At 68.3% G+C, this 21798-nt stretch carries 17 protein-coding genes; 7 read left to right on the top strand and 10 right to left on the bottom strand.

The genetic code is table 11. From position 1 onward, the window contains the following. Positions 1-19 precede the first annotated feature (19 nt). The 3 genes from LZ199_RS26430 to LZ199_RS26440 are packed head-to-tail and all read right to left on the bottom strand — an operon-like array spanning position 20 to position 6603. Positions 20-5185 (bottom strand): TFIIB-type zinc ribbon-containing protein, encoded by a 5166-nt coding sequence (locus tag LZ199_RS26430; RefSeq protein WP_253996544.1) that lies wholly within the window; start codon positions 5183-5185, stop codon positions 20-22. 18 nt (positions 5186-5203) lie between these two features. Next, a complete protein-coding gene (locus LZ199_RS26435) occupies positions 5204-6178 on the bottom strand; it encodes a peptidoglycan-binding protein (protein WP_253996545.1) in 975 nt (324 codons plus the stop codon). A gap of 17 nt (positions 6179-6195) precedes the next feature. Further along, a complete protein-coding gene (locus LZ199_RS26440; RefSeq protein ID WP_253996546.1) occupies positions 6196-6603 on the bottom strand; it encodes a hypothetical protein in 408 nt (135 codons plus the stop codon). A 172-nt stretch (positions 6604-6775) separates the two neighbouring features. On the opposite strand from LZ199_RS26440, the gene LZ199_RS26445 reads away from it, so the two are divergent. Together LZ199_RS26445 and LZ199_RS46245 are read left to right on the top strand one after the other, a co-directional pair. Beyond that, positions 6776-7570, top strand: coding sequence for a hypothetical protein (locus tag LZ199_RS26445; RefSeq protein ID WP_253996547.1), 795 nt, complete (start codon positions 6776-6778; stop codon positions 7568-7570). A 39-nt stretch (positions 7571-7609) separates the two neighbouring features. Continuing rightward, entirely contained in the window at positions 7610-7744 is a 135-nt protein-coding gene (locus LZ199_RS46245) for a hypothetical protein (protein WP_256569427.1), read from the top strand. A 92-nt stretch (positions 7745-7836) separates the two neighbouring features. On the opposite strand, the gene LZ199_RS26450 is transcribed toward LZ199_RS46245, so the two are convergent. The 3 genes from LZ199_RS26450 to LZ199_RS26460 all read right to left on the bottom strand — a co-directional run bounded on the left by LZ199_RS26450 (position 7837) and on the right by LZ199_RS26460 (position 12106). Beyond that, entirely contained in the window at positions 7837-8538 is a 702-nt protein-coding gene (locus tag LZ199_RS26450; RefSeq protein ID WP_253996548.1) for an RICIN domain-containing protein, read from the bottom strand. Positions 8539-8701: 163 nt separating this feature from the next. Next, on the bottom strand, positions 8702-9838 hold the full coding sequence (locus LZ199_RS26455) for an alpha/beta hydrolase (RefSeq protein WP_253996549.1): 1137 nt from the start codon (positions 9836-9838) through the stop codon (positions 8702-8704). 78 nt (positions 9839-9916) lie between these two features. Continuing rightward, positions 9917-12106, bottom strand: a complete 2190-nt coding sequence (locus LZ199_RS26460; protein ID WP_253996550.1) for an NBR1-Ig-like domain-containing protein — start codon at positions 12104-12106, stop codon at positions 9917-9919. 542 nt (positions 12107-12648) lie between these two features. Here LZ199_RS26460 and LZ199_RS26465 point away from each other — a divergent pair. After that, entirely contained in the window at positions 12649-13617 is a 969-nt protein-coding gene (locus LZ199_RS26465; RefSeq protein WP_253996551.1) for a hypothetical protein, read from the top strand. A gap of 220 nt (positions 13618-13837) precedes the next feature. Here LZ199_RS26465 and LZ199_RS26470 read toward each other — a convergent pair whose 3' ends face one another. Further along, the gene (locus LZ199_RS26470) at positions 13838-14518 is read right to left on the bottom strand and encodes an ankyrin repeat domain-containing protein (protein WP_253996552.1); all 681 of its coding nucleotides are present in this window, start codon (positions 14516-14518) and stop codon (positions 13838-13840) included. Positions 14519-14829: 311 nt separating this feature from the next. On the opposite strand from LZ199_RS26470, the gene LZ199_RS26475 reads away from it, so the two are divergent. The 3 genes from LZ199_RS26475 to LZ199_RS26485 all read left to right on the top strand — a co-directional run bounded on the left by LZ199_RS26475 (position 14830) and on the right by LZ199_RS26485 (position 17280). Continuing rightward, on the top strand, positions 14830-16320 hold the full coding sequence (locus LZ199_RS26475) for a ricin-type beta-trefoil lectin domain protein (RefSeq protein WP_253996553.1): 1491 nt from the start codon (positions 14830-14832) through the stop codon (positions 16318-16320). A gap of 121 nt (positions 16321-16441) precedes the next feature. Further along, positions 16442-17023, top strand: coding sequence for a hypothetical protein (locus tag LZ199_RS26480; RefSeq protein ID WP_253996554.1), 582 nt, complete (start codon positions 16442-16444; stop codon positions 17021-17023). Then, entirely contained in the window at positions 16966-17280 is a 315-nt protein-coding gene (locus LZ199_RS26485) for a DUF4253 domain-containing protein (RefSeq protein WP_253996555.1), read from the top strand. Before LZ199_RS26480 ends, LZ199_RS26485 begins: the two co-directional genes overlap by 58 nt. 573 nt (positions 17281-17853) lie before the next feature. On the opposite strand, the gene LZ199_RS26490 is transcribed toward LZ199_RS26485, so the two are convergent. After that, positions 17854-18309, bottom strand: coding sequence for a hypothetical protein (locus LZ199_RS26490; protein WP_253996556.1), 456 nt, complete (start codon positions 18307-18309; stop codon positions 17854-17856). Positions 18310-18369: 60 nt separating this feature from the next. Then, positions 18370-18765 carry a hypothetical protein gene (locus LZ199_RS26495; RefSeq protein ID WP_253996557.1) on the bottom strand — a complete coding sequence of 132 codons (396 nt, stop codon included), beginning with the start codon at positions 18763-18765 and terminating at the stop codon, positions 18370-18372. A gap of 200 nt (positions 18766-18965) precedes the next feature. On the opposite strand from LZ199_RS26495, the gene LZ199_RS26500 reads away from it, so the two are divergent. Continuing rightward, positions 18966-19370: a hypothetical protein gene (locus LZ199_RS26500; protein ID WP_253996558.1), complete on the top strand. Its 405-nt coding sequence runs from the start codon at positions 18966-18968 to the stop codon at positions 19368-19370. A 154-nt stretch (positions 19371-19524) separates the two neighbouring features. On the opposite strand, the gene LZ199_RS26505 is transcribed toward LZ199_RS26500, so the two are convergent. Then, positions 19525-21633, bottom strand: a complete 2109-nt coding sequence (locus LZ199_RS26505; protein WP_253996559.1) for a galactose-binding domain-containing protein — start codon at positions 21631-21633, stop codon at positions 19525-19527. Between the last annotated feature and the right edge of the window lie 165 nt (positions 21634-21798).

Here is a 21798-nt window from a genome sequence, read left to right on the forward strand (position 1 = left end):
TGCGCGGCCAGCGCCGTGCTCAGTCCTCCTCCTCCATCTGCCCCCTGTGCTTCTTGTTCACGGGCTCCGCTCCGCCTGGGTCCCCCGCCTCCTCGTCGAGCACCGCCTCGGCCTCCTCGACATCGGCGACCTCCTCCTCCCGCGCGGGGCCCCTGTGCTTCTTGTTCACGGGCTCCTCGCTGGCCTCCTGCTCTTCCTCTATCCCGTCCTCGTCGAACTCCTCGCGGGCCTCGTCTGCGCCCTCGTCGCGCTCGACGCGCGAGCGCTTGTTCTCCCCCGACGAGGTGGAGCGCTCGAGCGGCGGCGGCTTCTCGACGTCCTTCGGCGCCGTGCCCCTGGCCTTCTTGAAGGTGGATTCGTCTTCGCCGGGGACCCGCTCGCCCCATTCATCGGCGTTCTCGTCGACCTCGGCGGCCTCGTCCCCGTCGTCGCGCGGGCGCTTGTGCTTGTTCGGCCCTGAGCGGTCCTTGGAACCCGACTCCCGGTCGTCCCTCGTCGAGCGCTCGTCCTCCTCCATGGAGCCCGAGGCCGCGGCGACGTGCACCTCCTCGCAGCGCGCGCACAGGGCCTCCAGCCGCTCGCGCAGGTAGGCCAGCGTCTTGGGCGCATTCACATCGAGCCGGCCCAGCTCCGTGCCCAGGACGATGTGGTTGTCCTCGTCCCGGGTGAGCACGAGCCTGCGGAACTGGCCGCTCTCCACCCGCCGCGTGAGCTCCGCCAGGTCCTCGTCGAGCATGGCCTTGTTCTTCTCGTAGTCGGCGTCCGACAGGAGCCCCGTCTCCGGGGACGAGGCCCCGGAGAAGTGCAGCGTCCGCACGGACACGACGTTGGAGGCCCCCACGACACTGGTGCTGGAGTCGTCGCCCAGGGACGGCGCCTTCAGCATCGCGTTCGAGACCTCCTGCACGTGGAGGTCGGATGCATGATGATGCACCACCGACGGCACGAGCACGGTCGCATGCGGGACGACCAGCACCTTCCCCAGGTGCGCGTTCGCCCAGTCGATGAGCTCCTGTATCTTCTGCTGCAGGTATTTCCACAGCTGGGGCGCGCCCAGCGGCAGGTCGGCGATTCCCGTCCCGATGTCGACGGTCTTCGCCGTGAAGTCCCACGGCACGACGAGCGTCGTGTACGCGCCACTCTTGAGCAACTGGATGGCCTCGCCGCAGTCCTCGTCCATGGCGTTCTGGTTCTTGGCGAGGTCCGTGTCCCGCATGCCCACCCCTGGGAACCAGCACGTGCGAATCCCGAGCGCATTCGGGTTCATGCGGATGACGGCCTGGGTGGTGGGCTGGAAGTACTTCTTCTTCTTCGCCTGGTCGTTCTCCCCGAAGAGGAAGAGCGCCTGGGGATGATGGGTCGGAGTGTCGTGCTTGAAGAAGACGGTGCTCGGCCACAGGTGCACCGGGCCCTTCACCGCGGACGATGACGAGGAGGCCCCTGGCTTGGGGCTGGAGGTCGCCTTGGCCCCGCTCGGCTGGGCGGCTTGCGGCGCCCCTCCCTCGTCGCGACGGCGGAGCACGCAGAGGGGAACGAGCACGGGCGGCAGCTCCTGCTCCACGGGGAGCGGCGCGCCCACGAGTCCCACGGCCTCGTAATGCGTGTTCCTCCGGTTGGAGAGGAGCAGCGTCCGCGCGGCTTCATGTCCCTCCGTGCGCGGCACGAAGTCCACGAGGTCCGTCCAGTACGAGGCGTTGCTCGTCCGGGCATAGAGCTCGAAGCGCACCCCGAACAGATGGGAGGCCGCCGCGAGCGCCACGTGGTCTCCCCAGACGCCCTGCCGGCTCATCGCCCGGAGGTACTGGCGCCACTCGTCCAGCCCGGCGACGCGCCGGTATGCGAGCTGGTTCGGCCAGGCCGCGCGATGCCAGTCGAGCATCAACTTCATGTCCTGGCGGAAGGTCGCCACCGGGACGGGCCCCACCAGCCCCCCGACGTCCTGCACGGTCCCCGCGAGCAAATCCTCCAGGTGGTTGACCACCGCCTGGCGCACGGAGGCGTGGTGACGCTCGGTGCCGAAGAGGAGCTGGGAGAGCGTGCGGAAGAGACAGTCACCATCCCCCTCGTTGGGGACGAGCGTCAGCCCCAGGAACGCCAGGTGGGTATCCAGCGAGACGGCGGCGCCCTTGCCCTTGCCGCCATCCGACTTGAGGGCGGGCCGCTTGCCCCAGAAGTCCGCCGTGTCGAACCCCTCCGCCCGCAGCACGTCGAGCGTCTCGCGCACCTGCATGGCGTCCGCCACCAGCGTGGCGGCGCGCGGGTGGTTCGCTTCGGGGACCTTGGCCGCCGCCTCCAGGATGTCGTCGAGCCCCTTCGCCGCCTCCTCGCTGGAGCCCTTGGACTTCTGGAAGGCGAGGCACAGCGCCTCCAGCGCCTCCAGCTCGGGAGAGCCGGTGGGCCGAAGCAGCGCCTCATCCTCCTCGATGACCAGGGCGTCGTGGCCGGTGTAGACGAGCCGCAAATCCGAGACGAGCGGCATGTGGTCGCTCAGCTTCTTCGCGGCCACCATCAGCTTCGTCCAGCGCGCGTCGGCCGAGCCCCCGAGCTGCACGGCCGAGCCGCGAAGCTTGTCGAAGAGGCGCTCGTCCTCGGGCAGCGCCCCGTCCTCCGTCTGGATGAGCCGCCAGAAGGGCTGAAGGTGCGTGGGCAGCAGCTTGCCGTGGATGAAGAAGAGTCCTTCCTCCTTCGCGTCGGCGATGGCCATGGGGAACGGGATGACGAAGACCGAGGACTGCTCCAGCGTCCAGCCATCCGCGCGGGGCGAGTACACGAGAATCTTGTCGTAGCCGCTCGCCCCGTAGCGCTGCTGCGGCGGAGTGACGAACGACTCGATGTAGCCCAGCACATCCTCGCCGGACGTGAGCCGTGGCTGCAGCTCGCGCCCCTTCGCCGTCTTGGCGGGCGCGAAGACCGCGGGGTCGATGTGCTTGTTGAGCAGCGTGCGCAGGAGCTGTTGCGAGCCGCCGCCGAAGTCGTGCTTGCTGTTGATGGCCCAATCCTCGAACACGCTCTTGGCGAGGGTCGAGCGCTGGTCGGCCTGGGAATAGAGGTGACTGGCGTCCGCGCCCGGCCCCAGCACCGTCGCGAAGAACTGGTGGAACGAGAGCTTCGGGATGCAGGTGTCGATGTACGGCGTCTCGTCCGCCGCGCGGTCCTTCTTGGGCCTCGCGGTGTCGATGTTCAGGTCGGACAGGATGACCCCGAGCGACTTCTCCCGACGCTCGTCCTTGCAGTACTGGAGGAAGGTGGGGAAGTCCCTGCCCCGGGCCGCCTTGTTGCGGTCACCGGGGGCCGGCGGATGCCAGGCGACGACGCCCACGGCCGGCGCGTCCTTCACCTTGGCCAGCCGGACGGGAATCCGGAGGGGCTCGCGCTTGGAGAAGAGGCTCTTGACGGGGCGCGCCGTCGCCTCGTCCTCCTCCACCCCATCCTCGTCCACCGCTTCCTCTTCGACCTCCATCTTCAAGGACCCTGACTTCGAGTCCCGCCGCGCGACGTAGGCGCTGAGATAGGAGACCGCGGAGGCGTCCACCTCCACCTTGGACTTGCGCCAGAGGACCCCGTACGCCTCGTCCTGGGTATAGAGCCCCTTGACGGGCTTGTCGGGGACCTCGTCTGGCCACGACGCGTAGAGCTCCTCGCCGCGAGCCTTGCACTGGGCGTTGAGCGCGTCGCGGATGCGGATGAACTCTCGCAGGCCGGCATGCGTCTCCGGCGCGTCTTCCGTGTCGTTCTTCCGCTCGAGGTAGTCGGCGTACTTCGCCTCATAGACCCGCAACAGGTGCTCGTCGTTGGCGCGGTACAGGGCATTCTCGAGGGCAATCGGCCGGACCTTGCCCTTGGCCTTGCCCTTGACCTTGGGCTTGGGCTTGGAAAGCGCCTCCACGTCCACCCCTACGACGTGGGCCAGGAAGCGCTCGAACAGCATTCCGCCGTGCTGCCGCAGTTCAGAGACCGCGAGCTCCGCGAGCGTGTTGCGCTTCACCCGCTCCTCGGCGCCCGGCTCCCCCTTCTTCTTCTCTTTCGCGTCGTAGCGGGCGTGATAGGGCTGGAGCCAGTCGTAGTACCCCTCCTCCAAGAGCAGGCGCACACAGAGCAGGCGGAAGGCGGCGAGCTTGTGCTCCTTCTTCCCGTGTACGTCGATGTCGAGCGCGACGAGCCGCTCGGGAGGGTCTTCGTCCTCGTCCTCGTCCTCGTCTGCCTTCCCCGGCGGCTGACCGAAGGCTTCGATGAGGTCGGGCTCGCACGCGGCCCAGCCCTTCTCGATGTTTTCGTCGAGGACGGCCCGCGTCTCGCCGCCAAGGCCGGTGACCAAATCACTCCACCCCGGGTCTGGCGAGGACTCGGCGTCGAAGCCCGGCCAGATGGTCCGCCGCACCCGGGCGGAGAAGAACTTCGCCAGGTCGTTGAGGAGCGCCTCCTCCAGCCTCGCGATGCGCCCCACCGCGTCCCCGTCGGCGAGCCTGGCGTTGTAGCCCTTGGGATGGATGAAGCGATGGGCCAACTGCGTCAGCACCGCCAGCTTCTGGCCGCCGCCCGCGCGGCCAGCGTTCTGTTGCATGGGCTCCGGGCGCTTGGGCTCGACCAGGCGTGCGCCGCCCTTCTTCTTCAGCTCCAGGATGGTGGCGACATCGGGATTCGCCACGCGGATGACGTGGGCCAGGGCGGAGATGGTCCACGGCTTGCGCACGGGCAGCGTCCCGCTGGGGCCGCCGCCCAGGTCCGCGATGTTCCACAGGAGCACCCGGAGCGGGAAGCTCGGGGGGACCACGGGCCTGTCGGAGACGGTGGTCTCCTCACCGGGAGGGACCCAGCGCTCCTCGACGAGGTCCTCCTCCATCTGCCCGGAGGGAGCCTCCAGGGGCGGGGGGATGTCGTCGGCGGACGCGGCCCGGAGCGTCTCGTCGCGAATCTCGCCGAAGGAGAGGCGATGCGCGTCCTGCGAGCTCAGCTCCTCCAGGAGGGCGTCGTACTCGTCCCCCTCGAAGGGCTCGCCTTCCGAGCCTTCCTCCATCGCTCCCAAGCCGAGCTCCGGCTCGTCGTCCATCTCGATTCCCACATCATCTTCGGACACGGGCTCGGAGGAGACGGGGGCCGGCACGAGGACGGAGCCACACTCGGAACACCGAGGCGTGCCCGACGACGTGTCGATCATCATGTGGGTACCGCAGTTGGGACACACCATGGCGTAGGTCCTCCGGCGTCAGGAGCGGTGCAACAGACCCAGGGCAGCGCAGGTCGCTTCGTCCGCATCCCCGCTCGGAGGCAACCCGAGCGCGTACTGGAACCACTCGACGGCCAGACGTGTCTTCGGGCCGAGCTGGCCCCGCTCGCCTCCGCAGGAGAACCCCAGGTTCTCCAGGCGCTCCTGCAACCCCTCCGGTGCGCTCGTCGCCCGCAGCGCGGCGAAGCGCAGCACCAGCCGCCGCTCGTCGGCGCGGCCGGGGCCCACCGTCACCTCACCTCGCTCCGCGCGCTCCGGCAACAGCTGGACGACGCGTCCGTGGACATCCGTCACCCCCTCGCGCGCGGGGAGCTCTTCCCCATCGTCCATCCACAGCTTCAACAGATAGGGCTGGTGCGCGCGGGGCTGGTGGACGCCGTCGCGCAGCACGAGCACCAGGGACAGGGGGATTCCAATCCGGTGCACCACCTGCCGATAGCCCGTCTCCACCGTGGCCCACTCCGTGGAGAAGGGGCGCACGGCGATGCGCGTGCCGGGAGCCGGGGCCACCTCGCTCACGAGCGGCTGCCCGCTCCGGGCATCGAGCAGCCGCGAGGGCCGCACCCCCATCCTCGCGGCGAGGACCGTGAGCGACTCCGTTCCCTCGCACGTCCACGAGAGCGCCTTTGACTGGGAGACGGTCTCCCAGTGGGCGCTGGCCTTCGCCTCGCGGGGAGGCAAGGCGAGCCGGCCCAGCACCCGCCACAGCGCGGGCTCCACGTTGAGCAGGCGCAGGCGATAGCTGCCCTTCTCCAGCCCCTCGAACAGGGCGACTCCATGCTCGTCCGTGCGCAGGCGCAGGGCCGCGTCGCCCGTGGGCCGCGCCAGCTCCAAGGCCACGCCCGGCAGCGGCGTCTCGCGGTCGTCGACGACGACGACCTCCACCTGCCCCGGGGCCTTCTGGAGCGGACATGGGGCAACCGCGGGGTCCTGTCGGGTCGTCGTGGGGGGCATGGAGTCGCGCCTCGGGCTCAGGTGTCCTTCCCAGACGGAGCATGGCGGAGGCGGAATGCCTCGGCCTTCCGCTGGTTCCGCAGGGCGACGTCCTCGCGGCGGCGGCGCTCGCGCACCACCCGGTGCAGACGCGCGGTCGGCTCGGAGACAGCGGTGTCATCCAGCCACGCGCGCATCCAGGCGTGAGGACGCTGCTCCTCGAAGTCCACGCCCAGCGTCTGCGCGAGGCCGACGTACAGCCGCACGTCGTCGAGCGTGAGGACGCCGCGGGCCGCCACCCGGTGTACCACCGGCCGCAGCCGCTCGCGCGTCCAGGGGGGCTCCACGCGAGGCGAGACGGGCTCCAGCGACGGCGGCTCCTGGAGGAGCGCCTCGACCAGCTGGTCGACTCGAGCCTCCATCGCGGCGAGCCGCATGGAAGCCATCTGCGACTCTCGAATCCGCAACAATGTTGAACCCTGGCCCGGTGAACTCCCGCGGCACTATTTCCAGAGCACCGCAAAAAGACAAGGGCGCGTGAGGTAGGCTGGAGTCACGCCGCACTCATCCTCCGCGCCCGGCGCGAGAGCGACGGACCCTCGCGCGGCGAAGGGCTTCTTGTACTGCGCGAACATCGACGCGCAGGTGACCGTCAAGACGGGCTCCTATGCGGCGTATGGGGCGACCACCTTCGGCGGCGACCTGCCCAGGCCCTCTGGAGGCGCGCCGTGGCAGCACGACTTCTCACGCGGCATCCTCCAGCACGAGCTGCTGGGCCACGGCATCGGCCAGCTCACCGAGGAGTACATCCTCGCGGGAGACACCGGGGCGATGGTGCAGACGACCTTCGCACCGAACATGGACTCCATCGGCTGTCCCTCCTGGTGTGGCTCCGCGCTGACGGTGAGCCAGCTCATCACCCAGATGGCGGCGGACCCGAACGCCGCCTGCTGGTCCTACGATGCGACGACCTGCCGGGCCCGTGAGGCCCCGGGCAGCAGCCCTCGCTGCCTGACGTTGAGCGGCTTGAGCGACCCGGGCCTCGCGTGGTTCGGCGGGCGCGCCTGCGCCCCGGTGACGGTGACGAACTACAACATCGGCCAGTCCTGCACCGGGAACACCGGCTGCTACATCGGGAAGACGAATGGCGGCGTCATCGTGGTCAACGCGGCGCAGCCCGGGGGCGACATCATGGGCGCGGGGGGACGCTCGGCCTCGGCGGCCCAGGGCTTCAGCACCGCGATGGAGGCCCACCTCCGGGACATCATGGACTGCTTCTTCCCGACGACCTGCTTCGCCTACCCGGAGGCGCGCTGCCTGGCGTTCCAGACGAAGTGGAGCGCGGGCGGCAACCGCAGCGTCTTCGCCACCCGCGCCAACGCCTGCGAGAGCGGCTGGTATCGCCGCCGCTGAGGCAGCGCGTCAGCACTCACTCCAGGACACGCGCGGCGTTTGCGACCACGACGCAAGCGCTTCCACGGCGACCGGACGGCCAGGTTCTTCATGGTCCTCATCATCGCCTTCGTGCTGCTTCACCTCGGCATCCCCGTCCGCCCCGCCCCGCGCCTCCACGGCACGCCTGGCTGAGGAGGCCCGCTCAAGCACGGTCGAAGGCGGCACCCTGGTCGAGCGGTGCCGCCACACCTTTCCTGCCGTCTCATGCGCCCGGGGTGCTGGCGTCAGATGTCCAGCTGCCAGAGCTGGTTGTGCGCCGGCCCGTCGCGATGCATGGGGAAGGTGATGAGCCGCCCCGAGCCGTCTGTCTTTCCGCCCTCGATATCCAGCACGAGGCCGCTGAGCTGGCTCTGGATGAAGTAGGTGCCACGAACGCGACCGGGCACCAGCTGCCACACCTGATTGGACCCGCCGTGAGCCTCCCAGGTGACCACGCGGGTCCCCGCGGCCTTGTTGGCACCCTCCACGTCGAGCACGAGCCCGTTGAGCTTGCTGCGGATGAGGTAGCCGCCCCGCGTGGGCACCAGCTCCCACTTCTGGTTGTCATTGCCCTCGCGGTTGGACTTGGCCCGGTGGGCGATGAGCCCCGTGCCGGGCGAGCGGTCCGCGCCCGCGATGTCGATGACGAGTCCCGCGAGCTTGCTGCGGATGAAGGTGCTGCGCAGGGGACGCGTCTCTCCCCGACCATGGCCCCACTCCCCTCCGCCGTGGTCCCGGTCCGGACGCCCGGGCGGCGGAGGAGGCGGCGGCGTGGGGCGCGACTCGCCCTGGCACCAGCCCGCGGAGCTGCACGTCCGCGCGCCATCGCAGTGCGAGTCATTCTGGCAGCGGTTGGGCCCGGGGCGGTTGCGCGACTCGTCCCAGCGGTAGCCTGGCCCCGGCCCCGCGGCGGCCGTCAGCGGCAGGAGCAGCAGCGCGAGCGCCACCCATCCCCTGCTCTTCGCGGACGACCGGATTTCACGCGCACCAACACCCTCGGAAACACTCCGAACCGCCAACATGGGACTTCTCCTTTTTGAGTTCTCCAGCGGAGGGGCGACTCTCGCCGCCCGCTCACCCTGTGCTGTCCATGACGGGGGCCCGGGAATTTCATTCACCGACGGGCGCGTGCTCCTGGAGGAACAGTCCCACCAGCCCCCGGGCGAGCTGACGGCCGAAGCCCCCATCCCAGATGTCGAAGCCGTGCTCCGCGTACGGCAGCGTGAAGAGGGCGTGGGGAACGCCCGCCTGGACAAGTCGAGCCGCCATCGCGAGCGAGGCGTCGAGTGGCACGACGCTGTCGGCCCCTCCATGGACCAGGAGTGTGGGAGGAGAGCGAGGTCCGATGTGGTTGATGGGGGAAAGCAGCTCGTACAGCTCGCGGTGGCCTTCCAGCGGTACTCCCGTGAAGCCCTCGAGCGCGACAGGGTCGCTCACCGCGCGGGCCACCAAATCGCCAGGCGCGTAGAAGCTGATGATGGCCGCCACGGACGTGTCTCCGGGCGCGCAGGAGGACGGGAGGCGCGAATCGCCCTCGGTGTACCCCACCAGGGTCGCGAGGTGCCCGCCCGCGGACTCTCCGAACAGGACGAGCCGCTCCGGGTCGATACCGTAGGTGGCCGCGTGGTCCTTGACCCAGCGGATGCCACACTTGACGTCCCCCGGCGCCTTCAAGCCGGTGGCGGGAGGAAAGAGCCGGTAGTCGAGGGCGATGAACACATAGCCCCGCGCGGTGAGGAAGTCGGCCCAGGCGCGACCGTAGGCGCGCTCTCCGCCGCGCCAACCCCCTCCGTGAAGGTAGAGCACGGCCGGGCGGGCCCTGGATGCGCGGGCCTCGGGAAGGAAGACGTCGGCGTGCAGGTCGCGTCCCTCGACCACCACGAAACGAACAGTCTGACTCGGGACGGGGCGGGCTCCGACGAGGGGACGGAGATACTCCCGGAGGTCGAGCGGAATGTCGGCCGCCCGGGCCATCCGCCACGCGGAGGCGGCGGGCCACACCGCGAGGAATCCGACGAGCAGCGCGGCTGCGGCCGTTCCCCAGCGCAGCCACCTCCACGCGTCCACGTGAGCGCTCCAGCCAGCCACCAGCGCCGTGAGGAGCGCCGGCAACAGCATCACCAGGCTGTATTCGCGCAGGATGCCCTTGAGCAGGTGGACGAGCGTGGGCGCCCCGGCGGGAGCGAAGAAGACGGCCACGAGCAGCATGCAGCCCACGAGGTGAAGGAGGGCCAGGACGGTCGGCATGGAGGAAGCGAATCTCGCGGACCCTCATGACCTCGTCCACGAGGAAGAACTGGGATGGAGCCTTGAATGTGTCGCGGGCTACTCGATGGGAGGCGGGCAGGTGTGGGGGCAGTCGAGTCCGAACGTGCAGCCATTGCACGAGGGCGGTGCCATGACGGTGATGGTCAGGGGGAGCGAGCTCTGACCGAATGGCTGGTTGCCTTGTACGAGTCGCCACTCGAACGGGTAGGTCCCCGTCAGCGAAGGGGCGACAGCGGTGAAGACGAAGGTGGTGTCCTGACCTGGGCTGACGACCTCGTAGGGCATCAGCGGGACTCGGGCCACTCCCCAGGACAGGTTGTCCGAAGGGTTCTGGGAGCCCAGTTCGACAGGCGTCTGGGCACTCCAGCTCTGGGTGCCCCGGTTCTTCATCCGGACGGAGAACTGGAAGGTCTCCCCTGGGGCCACGGCGGAGGGAACCAGAACCTGCTCCACGAGCTCCGAGGCGAACGCGGGGGACTTCACGTTGACGGTGAGGGTCAGCTCCGGGCCGAACGCCACGCTGTTTCGCTGCATCCTCCACCGGTAGGTGAAGCGTCCTGGCGTCAGGGGCGCCGTGGGCGTGACGGTGAACGTCTTGTGCTGGCCCAGGAGGATGGCGTCACCTGGAGCGAGCACCAAGTCCTGTGCCCCATCGAGCGAGACTCCGTGCGTGCCGTTGGCCGCGCTCCAGAGCGTGGTGCCGGTATTGGTGACGGAGACCGAGGCGCTGAAGGACTGCCCGGCGACCACGGTGGGAACCCTTCCATCCAAGTCGCGCTGGAGGACGCCGAGGGTGGAGGTGTCCAGGAAGCCCCCCAGAATCCGCTGGCGGAAAGGGAGGAAGGTCCCCTTCTGCAGGTCGGAGATGAGGAAGCGGGGCTCGTCGGGCGGGGCGGTGGGGTCCGGGACTTCGTTGGTGTGGACGAAGGACGTCCGGATGGGAGGGAAGGTGCCGATGGCGCCTCCCAGGTCCGCGAAGCTGCTGCGGTTGTGGCAGCCGGCGCAGGACAGGGCCTGGGCGCGTGAGACCACCTGCTCGGGCGTCAGCGGGCTGCCGATGCGCTGGAGCTCCGTGGAGATGGCGGTGGCGAAGCGGTTGCCGGGAGGACCGAAGAGGAACTCGTTGAGGTAGTCGTCCGAGGAGAGGAACGACTGCGCGTCGCTCTGGGCGGCGTTGTAGATGTCGGGGACCTCGTAGTTGAAGCGGTTGATGTCGTCGACCGCGAGGCTCGCCACCTGGGTGATGAAGTGCTCGCGAAAGCCCACCGCGAGCGGGGAGGTGTTGAAGATGTTGAAGAAGTCGCCGCGGGGATTGGCCTTCACCGTGACGGGCACGAAGCGCAAGGTGCAGCCGGTGCCGCCGCACTGCCGCTTGAGCTTGAACTCACGGAGCATCCACGGGGTGGGCGGTCCCTGCTGGATGAACTGGTTGGTGCGAATCTGTCCCTCGCCCAGGGGGTTGTTGCCATAGTGATTGGCGTGGACGACAGGGACCTGACCGGGGCCGCTGGCGTCCAGGAAGAAGGACTTCACGAGGCCACGGCGGGCGACAGGGTCCGTGAGGGTGGAGAAAGCCGCCCAGGTCTGGGCGATGGGGCGGCAGCCCTCCAGGCCGAGTTCGCGACGAGGATTGGGGAGGACGGCCTCGAAGATGACCAGGTTGCGGTCCACGGGCGGGCGGGCGAAGACCATCCGGTACTCGCCGCAGTTGGCGCCGTCGGGAGGGGCCAGGTCGAAGCGGTTGAACAGACCGATGAGGTTGTAGCGGTCCAGGACGGAATCGGCGCCGAGGATGGCCTCCCTGCCCTCCGCCGGACGGCAGACATAGGGCGCCCCATTGAGCGTGTTGGTCTGGTCGCTGCAGTGCGCGCCCCCTGGGAGGTCGGACTCGCCCGGCGCGGGGTTCTGGGTGTCCCAGAGCTGGCGGAAGAGCTGCTCGGCGGTGAAGCCCGTGTTTCCAGCCTGCTGGACGAGCTGGTTCATCACCGTCCTGAGGGTGATGGTGGAGACGGTGGCGAAGTCGGTGATGGCGAGCGAGCGGCGCGGGTCCAGCACCGTGGCCGTGGTGGAGGGTTGGTCAGCCAGGGGCGTGGTCTGGAGCCCTCCACGCTCGGAGTAGGGAGAGGCCGCGAGGGAGGAGCCCAGGCTCGCGAGGAGCAAGCTGGCGCCCGCGAGACGCGAGGCGGTGAGCCACCGGAACGCGTGGCGCGGGGGAGGAACGGCGGAACGGGAGGGTGGATGATGCATGGCTGTGGCCTCGGAGACACCGATGTCCACGCGCCATTACGCCAGCAGGCGTCAACCTGGTTGATGGGGGCGGCTGGCGCTCGAAGCAGCTCGAGGCCTCCGCGGTACAGGGTCCCCACTTTCCATCCCGAGCCGCAATTCGTGGCAAAATCGCAACTGCATGTCTGTAGACAGAAACACCCAGACTGGGCATTCCACCATGGAGACCGCTCCGAGCTGCGCCGCGGATTGCACGACGTGCGGCAATGGCATCTGTGGTCCCCGAGAGAACGCCACCTCCTGCGCCTATGACCGTGGAAGGTGCGGCGGCGGCGTCTGTGGCCACAACGAGACTTCGCGGACCTGCGGTGCTGGCGGAGGCGGTGAGGGAAGTCGTCCCCTCACCGCCTCTGGTAACGGCCTACAGCGTAACGTCTGCCTTCGGCTCCACGAGTGGGGGCTGACCAGCCTGGGGGCACGGGTTGCGAGCAAACGAGCGACGTGCTCGGGTGGCCTACGGGAGCATCTCATCCGGACGGTCTCCCACTTCGAGAGAGGTCTCGATGATGGCGCCTGAACCGTTGAAGGTCGGAGACGTGGTCGTCATTCGGGGACGTGGCGTCGTGCGAGTCACGGCTGTCACCGCCACGCACCATGAGTTCGAGGTCCCCAGTGACAATGACCTGGTGACGCTCGATGCAGAGGATTTGCCGGTCCGACTGCGTCCGTTCATGGCTCCGCAGGTCGCGCGGCGGGTGATGGACATCCTGTCGCGGCAGGAGGGCGAGCCCGTTGGACGAAGCGGGGGCGCGCAATACATCGAGTTTCGGCAGACTCTTCGCGAGGGAGGTCCCGAGGAGCAGGCGGCGCTTCTCCATCGGCTCTACCGATGCGAGTTTCCGTTGGATGCCTCGCAAGAGCGGTTCGTTGTCGCCTACGAGGAGGCGTTGTTCTCCGAGCTGGCCCGCGTGCTTGAGACAACCATCGGGAGTCTTCGGAACCGACTGCATCAGGGCCAGCCCGCATTCGGGTACACCGCGCCTGAACGCGACGAATCCCCTGTACCCAAGCTCGAGAAGGCTCCGGAGGGATGGAAGTCCGAGTCTGCGTTCAGGCTCTACAGTGGGCTGTTGGTGGTCGGTGAAGCACCGCTCCGCGATGTGGATGACCTCGTCTACGAGGATGCTCGGGCGAACCTGCCGGTGAAATGTCGGAGGGGGCTCTGGTACGTGCTGCTTCGAGACATGGATGGCGAGCACTCGTGGGAATACGTCCTCATCCATCATGACGAACTGACGCGCCTCGACACCTGGCTGGCGTCGACTTCGGAGCTGGGAGCCATCCTCGTGAGAGGAGGTTCGCTCGCGGCAATCGATGATGAAGTCCGAGGGGATGGGCGCTACGAGCGGGCGCTGTCGAGGGGCAGCCCCCTGGGACGCGGCTTCACGGGAGACGGGGGCGGCTATGGTCGCTTCGAGGTCTTCGCCGCGCACGATGGGGACGACGCCGTGCTCATCCACATCCCTTACTGATTGAAGACAGTCCTTCAATGCGAGCGCTTCGGGCCCTTGGGCCCGCGTTCGATGCCAGGTTCCGGCAGTGACTGCTCGAATCGCGAGCATCCGGAGCCAGCCAACAAGTCGTTGATTGGATGGCTCCCAGGCAGTGCGGGACTGCACGTCCTTGCGGACACGGCCCCCGGCCCGACACTCCAGCATCGCAGCGACGACAGCGACACGAGCCTCTACCGGGCTATTTCCGCCGGGGAAAGCCGTACTGGTACAGCAGGGGGCGCAGCTCCGCGTACTGCTCCCAGGTCGCGAGCTGCTCGGTGATGTGCTCGGGGATGGCATCCAGTCGGGCCCCCCGCGCGAGCAGCACCGGCACCACCGGAAGGCCCTCGTCGAAAAAGGCCAGGGCCAGGGGGGTGAGGCCGAACTTGTCCTGCTGCTCCAGGGGCGCGCCCGCGTCGAGCAGCAGGTTCACGAGCTCCACCTTGCCCAGGCGTGCTGCCGCGTGCAGGGGCGCGAAGCTCTTGCTGCCCTGAATCCCGTCCAACGGGACGTTCTCGGCGAGCAGGCGCTTCACCACGGGGACATGGTCGTTCAGCAGCGCACTGAACAGGGGCGTCGTCTTCGCTCGACGCACCTCCGCCGCCGGGTCCGCGCCCGCTTCGAGCAGCAGGTCCACCACGGCCAGGTGCCCGTTCATCGCCGCGTGGTGCAGTGGCGTGTACCCCGTCGTGGGCTCCGCGCTGTGGGCCGGAACACCCCGGGCGAGCAGGGCCCGCACCGCCTCCACGTCCCCCTTCGTCGAGGCCACCTCGAGCCGCTGGGCATCAGCGTCGTAGGGCGCGGGCGCGCGCTTCGTCGCGGAGGACTTCTTTGCCCTCATGGGCTTCGCGGAGGAGGGCTTCTTCGTCTTCTGGGGCATTTCAGCGCTCTTGGTTCAGGGACCAAGGGGACCAGCGGCACGGGGGGACTGGATGCTTTCTCTTTTCAGAGCTTCGCGTCGAGCAGAAAGTGGGCTGCCAGTCCTCCAGCCTTCGCCGATGGCAAGCATCCACTTCGACACCACCGGCCTGATGACGACCAACCTGGTGTCTCAACAACCCGGGGCGGTGCACGCGTCAGCAACGCCCGGAAAAGTGTCAAGGATTGGGGGGATGCCCGTCTAAGGCAGCACGAGACTCCAGCGCTCTGGCCGTTTTCCGGGCAGCGCTTCGAGGACTGGGAGAGATGAGCATGCTGCGTCAAATGGCGGGAGTGATGGCCTTGCTGCTGGTGGGTTGTGGCACCGAGTCCGAGGTCATGGAGGACGTGCCCATGGAGGACACGCCCCTGCAGTCACAGCGGGAGGGCATGATTGTGGGCGGCAATGACCTCATCCCCGTGGCGGCGGATGGCTCGAACGTCCCGGCGAAGTACCGCCCGCTGCTGAATGCCTTCGGCCTGTTGACGATTGGCACGGGGGGCTTCTGCACCGCGACCCACCTGGGCAACGGCGTGGTGATGACGGCGGGCCACTGTTTCGCGGCGGGCTCCAGCGGACAGACGAACATCGCGTGTCCCGCGAACACCACCGTCTCCTGGGGAAAGCGCGCGGGGACAGGCCCCAATCTGGTCTCGAGCTGTACCCGCATCCTGGCGATGCAGAACTCAGGCGCCTGGGACTACGCCTTCATCGAGGTGAGCCCGCCACCCTCCGTGGCGGTGGGGTTCCAGTCCAACGCGGGCGGTGTCGGCAATCCGGTGGGCTCCTCTGCAACCATCTTCAGCCACCCCCAGGCCAGGGACCTCGAGTGGTCGCAGACGTGCTACGTCCCGCCTCTCGCCGCCGGCTTCCTCCACTCCTGCGATACGGAGTCCGGAAGCAGCGGTGCCGCGGTGATTGAAGACGACTCGCTGCAGGTGGTCGGGGTGAACCACTCGAACAATGGCATCCACAACCAGGGCATCTATCTGGACCACACCCCCATCGGGTGGCTCTGGCGGGCGCACTGGCCCACGGGAGAATTGAAGGCGTGGGGCGGCAAGTGCCTGGACGCGCAGGGCGGCGGCACCGCGAACGGCACCCCGTTCCAGCTCCACTCATGCAACGGTTCCTCGGCGCAGACGTTCCGGAGGGAAGGACTGGCCTTCGTCGGCAACGCGGGCAAGTGTCTGGACGCGCCCTCCGCGACAGTCGGCGCCACGACCCGACTCTTCGACTGCCAGGGGAGTGGAAGTCAGCAGTGGCGGATGGAGAACGTGGAGCTTCGCCACCTCTCCGGCAAGTGCGTTGACGTCCCCTATTCGCATGACGGCTCGGGGACCTGGCTCTTCGACTGCTGGGGGGGCCCCAACCAGAAGTGGACGGTGACGGATTCGGGCCTCATCCGCGCGCCGGATGGCCGGTGTCTGGATGTGCCGTGGAGCACCGCGAATGGCACGCCGGTGTGGGCCTATGCCTGCCATGGCGGCGCGAACCAGCGGTGGACGTTCAACCAGGGCGGGGAGATTCGCGGCCTCGGCGGGAAGTGTCTGGACCTCGCCGATGGGGATACGACCAACCGCACCCCCTTCCGACTCTGGGACTGCAATGGCTCGGCCGCGCAGAAGTTCCACCTGCGCGGGGAGATTCGGGGGCCGGGCGGGCTGTGCCTCGACAATCCCTGGAGCACGTCCGACGGGACGCTGCCGCTCGTGTGGACCTGCCACGGGGGTGACAACCAGAAGTGGGAGCACCGCTGGTAGCGCGCCCCGCCCCCAACGCGCGCCGGGTCGATTTCACCCGACCGGCCTGGAGAGCCTCGAGCCTCCGCTTCACCGACGCGGGGTTGGTACAGGTGTAGCCGTCATGCTGAAGTAGCGCGGCATGCGGGCATTCCACCAGAGGCACCCGGTCACCATGGGGTTGGTGGGACTGAGCCTCCTCCTCCTCGGGTCCGCCATCGTGAGCACCCAGGGTTCGAAGACTTCCGGCGGCCTCACCGAGCAGACACACGCCATGGAGTCCGCCGTCGAGGCGGCGCTCATCCTCGCCATGCTCGGACCTGCGCAGGGGCCCGATGAAGCGCTCGTGGCCCGGCACCAGTTGGAGTCGCAATACGGCCAGCTCGCGCTCCTGCGCCGCTACACGCTGGGAGGCGAGGGTCCCGGGGGCATCTCGGAGGAGGAGGCCAGCAGGCTGCTGGGATTGGAGGGCCTCGAGCCGGGCGAGCCTGTCGAGCTCACCGTCGACCACGCGCGCCTGCCGACCCTGCTCGTCCACCTCGTGGACCCGGAGGCCCGTGTGCTTTCGCGCGCGGCCGCGTACGCGGGCGTGGACGAGGCCGAGCTGCGCCAGGTCCTCCGGCGCTCGGGACTGGACCTGGAGGCGCGCACGCTGAACCGCCACCCGTGGGCCCGGATGCCCATGTCCCGCAACGGGCGGGGGTCCATCTGCCCGTCCTCCTAAAGGCGGGCGAGTCCACGCCATCCCTGGTGAAGGTGACAGCCATGTCGCGCCGCTGGGAGGAGCGCTACGGCGCCCGCGTCGCCTCCGTCCAGCCGGGCATCGTCGAGTGGGTGGTGGAACGGGCCCCGAAGGACTGGGACGACGCGCTGGCGCTCGCGCGCGAGCAGTTGGCCCTGACGCCCTCCGACGTGGGCACGGCCGAGCAGGAGGCCGCAGCGCTGATGCGGTCCACCACGTGGTACCTGTGGTGGGACTGAGGGCCGCCTACCGGCCCGCGAAGGCGCGCCGCGTGCGCATATCGGAGAGGGCCAGCCCGAGCACCGCGCGAAAAATGACAATGCAGGGGCTCGAAGCCGACGGCCAGTCCCTCCAGAACGCCCAGGTCTATCTCGGCACGGGGCCTCTGGAAGCAGTCACCCTGGGGCAATTCGAAGCGGTCCTGGCGGCGCGTGGCGAAGGTCAGACCCGCATCCTGCTGTTGATGAAGGGGCAGCCGCTGACCGTGACGCGGCTGGCCCCCGGGGCCTATACGTTGTGCGTCGTCCCAGTGAGGGGAAACCTGGATGACCCGACCTGGGCCCAGCGCGTGCGTGACGGAGCAAGCCCACTCCCCGTCTCCCGCGAGCCCGTGGAGACAGGCGCGCTGGCACGCCACGGCCGGTGGTTCATCGGCTGCCGCCTGTGCCGGGGCGCTGACCGTCAGCCCTCATCTAAGGAGAGCGGGTGCGGTGGCGCGGTTCGAGCCCTGGAGGTTGTTCGTGACGCGGAAAAAGAGGACTCGGCGGACCGTGGAGCAGGACCAGACGGGTCCGCTCGAATGTCGCGCGAACTCAGAAGGGCGCGCCCCCGGTCTGCACACTGAGCGCCTGACTGTTGATGGTGGTGAAGAGCCGACGCATGGCCTCGCGACGCTGGTCCGGCGTCATGTCGACGAGCGCGGCGCGAAAGGCCTGGGCATCCTCTCGCGTCCAGCGCCGGACCTGGAGCGCGGCGTCGATGAGCCGCTGTCCTTCCTGGACGGCCGCGAGGCTTTGAGGGGACGGCTCCCTGGGAGGCGCACCGGGTGCCTGGACGGAGGGCGCCTGGGATGGGGGCCCCACATCGCGGTGCACGTCTGGCACAGCGGAGGTCCGCGCAAGCAGCGTGTCGAGCACCGCGCGCTGACTCGCGAGCTCCTGAAGGACCCGCTCATTCGCATCCGGGGCGGTCTGCCGTCCGGCGAGGAACGCGATGGCGGAGGCTCCCAGGAGGAGGAGCGCGAGGATTGGCGTTGACGGAGGTGGCATTGAGGGAGGCTGCACGCGGGGATGCGCGCGATGGAGGCGCGCATCCCCGAGGTCTTCAGACTACGGCTGCTTGGGCGCGGCGGTCGACGCATTCGTCACATGGAGGGACGTGCAGCCAGACCACATGTCCCAGGTGAAGGTGATGTAGGAATCACCATTGATGGAGCGCGCTGTCGCAACCAGGTCCGCATTGGTCGAGGAACAGCCCACATAATTGCTGGAGGTATCCATCGCGAAACAGCCGACGGAGGGGGCGCTCCCTACGTACGTGGTGATGGCGCAGCCGATGAACTGCTGGGTGTCCGCGGTGTTTCGAGTGTCGCCCAGAGAGCCTGATGCGCTCCTCGCGCTCGTGTTGACGAGGACGGTATTGGTGTTCTTGGCGCCTGCCCAGGCCGCCGTCCCGAGGAGGGCCGTGATGGCGATTCCCACGAGCTTCGAGGCGTGCTTCGTCATGGATGTCTCTCCTGGAGGAAACGAGATGTCACTCCGCGCAGGAAAATGGCATCACCTCCGGTGAAGGCAAACTTTTCAAGACACTGGGGTCCCTGAGACACCCCGGGTCTGGATTGCATCGCCCGGGTCGCCATGCGTCTCGACTGGGATTGAGATTGCATTAAGCTCGCGGCCGTTCCACTCACCTGACGAGGCCTCTCATGAAGCATTCTCTTGCTGTGACGGCGGTGTTGCTCAGCCTCTCCCTGCTGGGCTGTGGCGGTCCGGTTTCCGAGCCTGCGCTGGAGCCAGAGGCGGTGTCCGAGAGCGGCGAGTCCTCGACGGTCTCCCAGTTTGGTACGTGCACGGCGCAGTGTTCGGGAGGTCAGACTGTCTCCTGCTCCGGCAGCACCTGTTCCCAGACGGACTACCAGGGCGTGACGTGCAACGGTGTGTTCACCGCCTGCCCGCCTCCCCCGGCGTGCACGGGCTACCCCTCATGCAGCACGCTGGTGGGCAAGCGTTGCTTCATCGAAGGCGAAACGCAGCCCTGCTGCGCCGGCACCTCGACCTCCCAGCTCTATTGCGTGTACTACAACGACAACAGATTCATCTTCGCGTACTGACGAGCCTCCAGGGACTTGGGTCCTCCTCCCCTTCCGGACCTGTCGAGGGAGCGACGGTCGTACCCAGCGCCGGTGACTTCATGTGACGGCATGGGGACAGTGCAGCCACATCGGGTCGAAGGAACTCGACCCGATGTGGCGCTCAGCAGGCCGCTCAGTAGAGCAGGTTGTAGTCCGTTATCGAGAGGCGCCAGTCGTAGCCGTAGGCAGTCCCCCCGTCCCAGCAGTGAACCCCGTCGCCCCGGTCCCCGGTCTTGCACTGGGAGACGATCCTCGTCGGCACCCCAGCACTCCAAGCCGCGGCGTTGACAGAGCAGCTCGGGCTGTTTTGCGTCGGGTGGGTGCTGACTCCATCGATGCCCCAGTGGAAGCCGCCGAGACGATCCACCTGGATCCAGGGCTCGGCGTTGCCCTCGAGGTTCACCAGGTTCTGCCAGGCGTCGAGATGGTTTCCGTTGAAGTTGTTGCGGTACTCATCGAAGGGGGCGCACGAGTGACTGCTCCCGCCCTGGTTGTGGAAACTCGCATGGGAGTGCTTGGCCACGTAGACGACAGGGTGGGCTCCGTCCTCGACCTGGAAGCCATTGTGAACCGCGGTGCGAGTGTAGTGATCTCCGTGCAGCCAGAAGGTGACGGCTGCGATCCGCGTGCGGTCCTCGCTCAGCGTCACCATGACGTGCTCCCAATCGCCGTGATGCTTTCCGTTGCCAAACACGTCACAGGCGCTCTGATAGCCATAGAACCACCAGTAGTGGATGCGGAGCTGGTTCGCGCACCAGGTCGTCTGGAAGTAGGTCGGCACCTGATGGGTGGCAACCAGGTTGTAGCTCGTGTTCTGCACCGGGAAGGGATTCAGCACCTGCACGGACGTCTCGAAGAAGGGCTGCGCGGACATCGGGTAGTCCGGCGCGGCGCCGTCGAAGCGCAGCCGCGGGGCGAAGGTCCTGGCCAGGAACGCAGGGTCCCCGGAGTGCGCGGGCAATGGATCGCCGGCGGTGATCACGACCTCGGCGAGACTCAGGACGCCGACGCCATCGAGCTGCACGCGGACATACCGGGCTGGGCGGTTGATGGAGAAGAAGGCCTTGGCCGGCGCGACGCCAGCCAGCGGATAGTCCTTCCAGTTCACCCCGTCTTCGGAGATGCGCACCCGGAAGTCCCTGAGCCGGTCCGCGCAGCAGTCGGTGCGGTTGTAGAGGACCACGGTGGCCAGGGACTGCGTGCGCTGGAGGTCGACCTGCCACCAGGGCTGGAACTCGGCGAGGGTGTGGGTCACGGAGCCCTGGTCAAAGTAGCCGCTGGTGTTCCCGTCCACCGCGCGCGACGAGACTCCGCCGGAGTCCGTGGACGACTGCAGCGTCGGCATGCCGTGCGCGAGGTTGTCGCCGGAGGGGAAGACCTGGACCTCGGCGAGGCTCAAGATGCCGCCGCCGTCGAGCTGCACCCGGACGAACCGGGCCGCGCGGTTGATGTTGAACGTGGTCTGCTCCGGGGCAGTCCCGGCGAAGGGGAAGTCATGCCAGGTCAGTCCATCCACGGAGACGCGCACCTTGAAGTTCGAGAGCCGTTCCGCGCAGCAGTCGGTGCGGTTGTAGAGGACCACGGTGGACAGGGGAATCGCTCCCTGGAGGTCGACCTGCCACCAGGGCTGGAACTCGGCGAGGGTGTGGGTCACGGAGCCCTGGTCAAAGTAGCCGCTGGTGTTTCCGTCCACCGCGCGAAACGGAACCCCGCTGGAGTCAATAGACGACTGCAGCGTCGGCATGCCGTGCGCGATGTTGTTGACGGCGGGGAAGACCTGGACCTCGGCGAGGCTCAGGATGCCGACGCCGTCGAGCTGCACCCGGACGAACCGGGCCTTGCGGTTGATGTTGAGCGAGGTCCGCTCCGGGGCAGTCCCCGCGAAGAGGGAGTCATGCCAGGTCCAGGCCTGTCCATCCTCGGAGACGCGCACCCGGAAGTTGGAGAGCCGGTGCGCGCAGCAGTCGGTGCGGTTGTAGAGGACCACCGTGGCCAGGGAGTAGACGCCCTGGAGGTCGACCTGCCACCAGGCTCCACCCTCGTTGGCGGTATGGGTGACGGAGTTCTGGTCAAAGTAGCCGCTGGTGTTCCCATCCACCGCGCGCGACGAGACGCCGCCGGAGTCCGTGGACGACTGCGACGTCGGCCTGCCGCGCGCGATGTTGATCGGGGCGCCCAGCGGCGCCGCCACGCTGGCAACGGCGCCGTCGCCGGGCAGCCTGGCGTCGGGGAGGTCCTGCACGGAGCACGCGCCGAGGAGCGCGGCGACCGCGAGGCATGTGCGTATTCCGGCGATGGTGAGCACCCATTCCAGCTCAAGCCGAGCAGCCGTTCCGGCCATGGCGAGCAGTCGGAGCGTCAGCGACGCTGGGACGTTCTCTCACTTCACCTGCTTGCGAGCCTTCGT

It is taken from the genome of Myxococcus qinghaiensis (assembly GCF_024198215.1).
Classification (GTDB): domain Bacteria; phylum Myxococcota; class Myxococcia; order Myxococcales; family Myxococcaceae; genus Myxococcus; species Myxococcus qinghaiensis.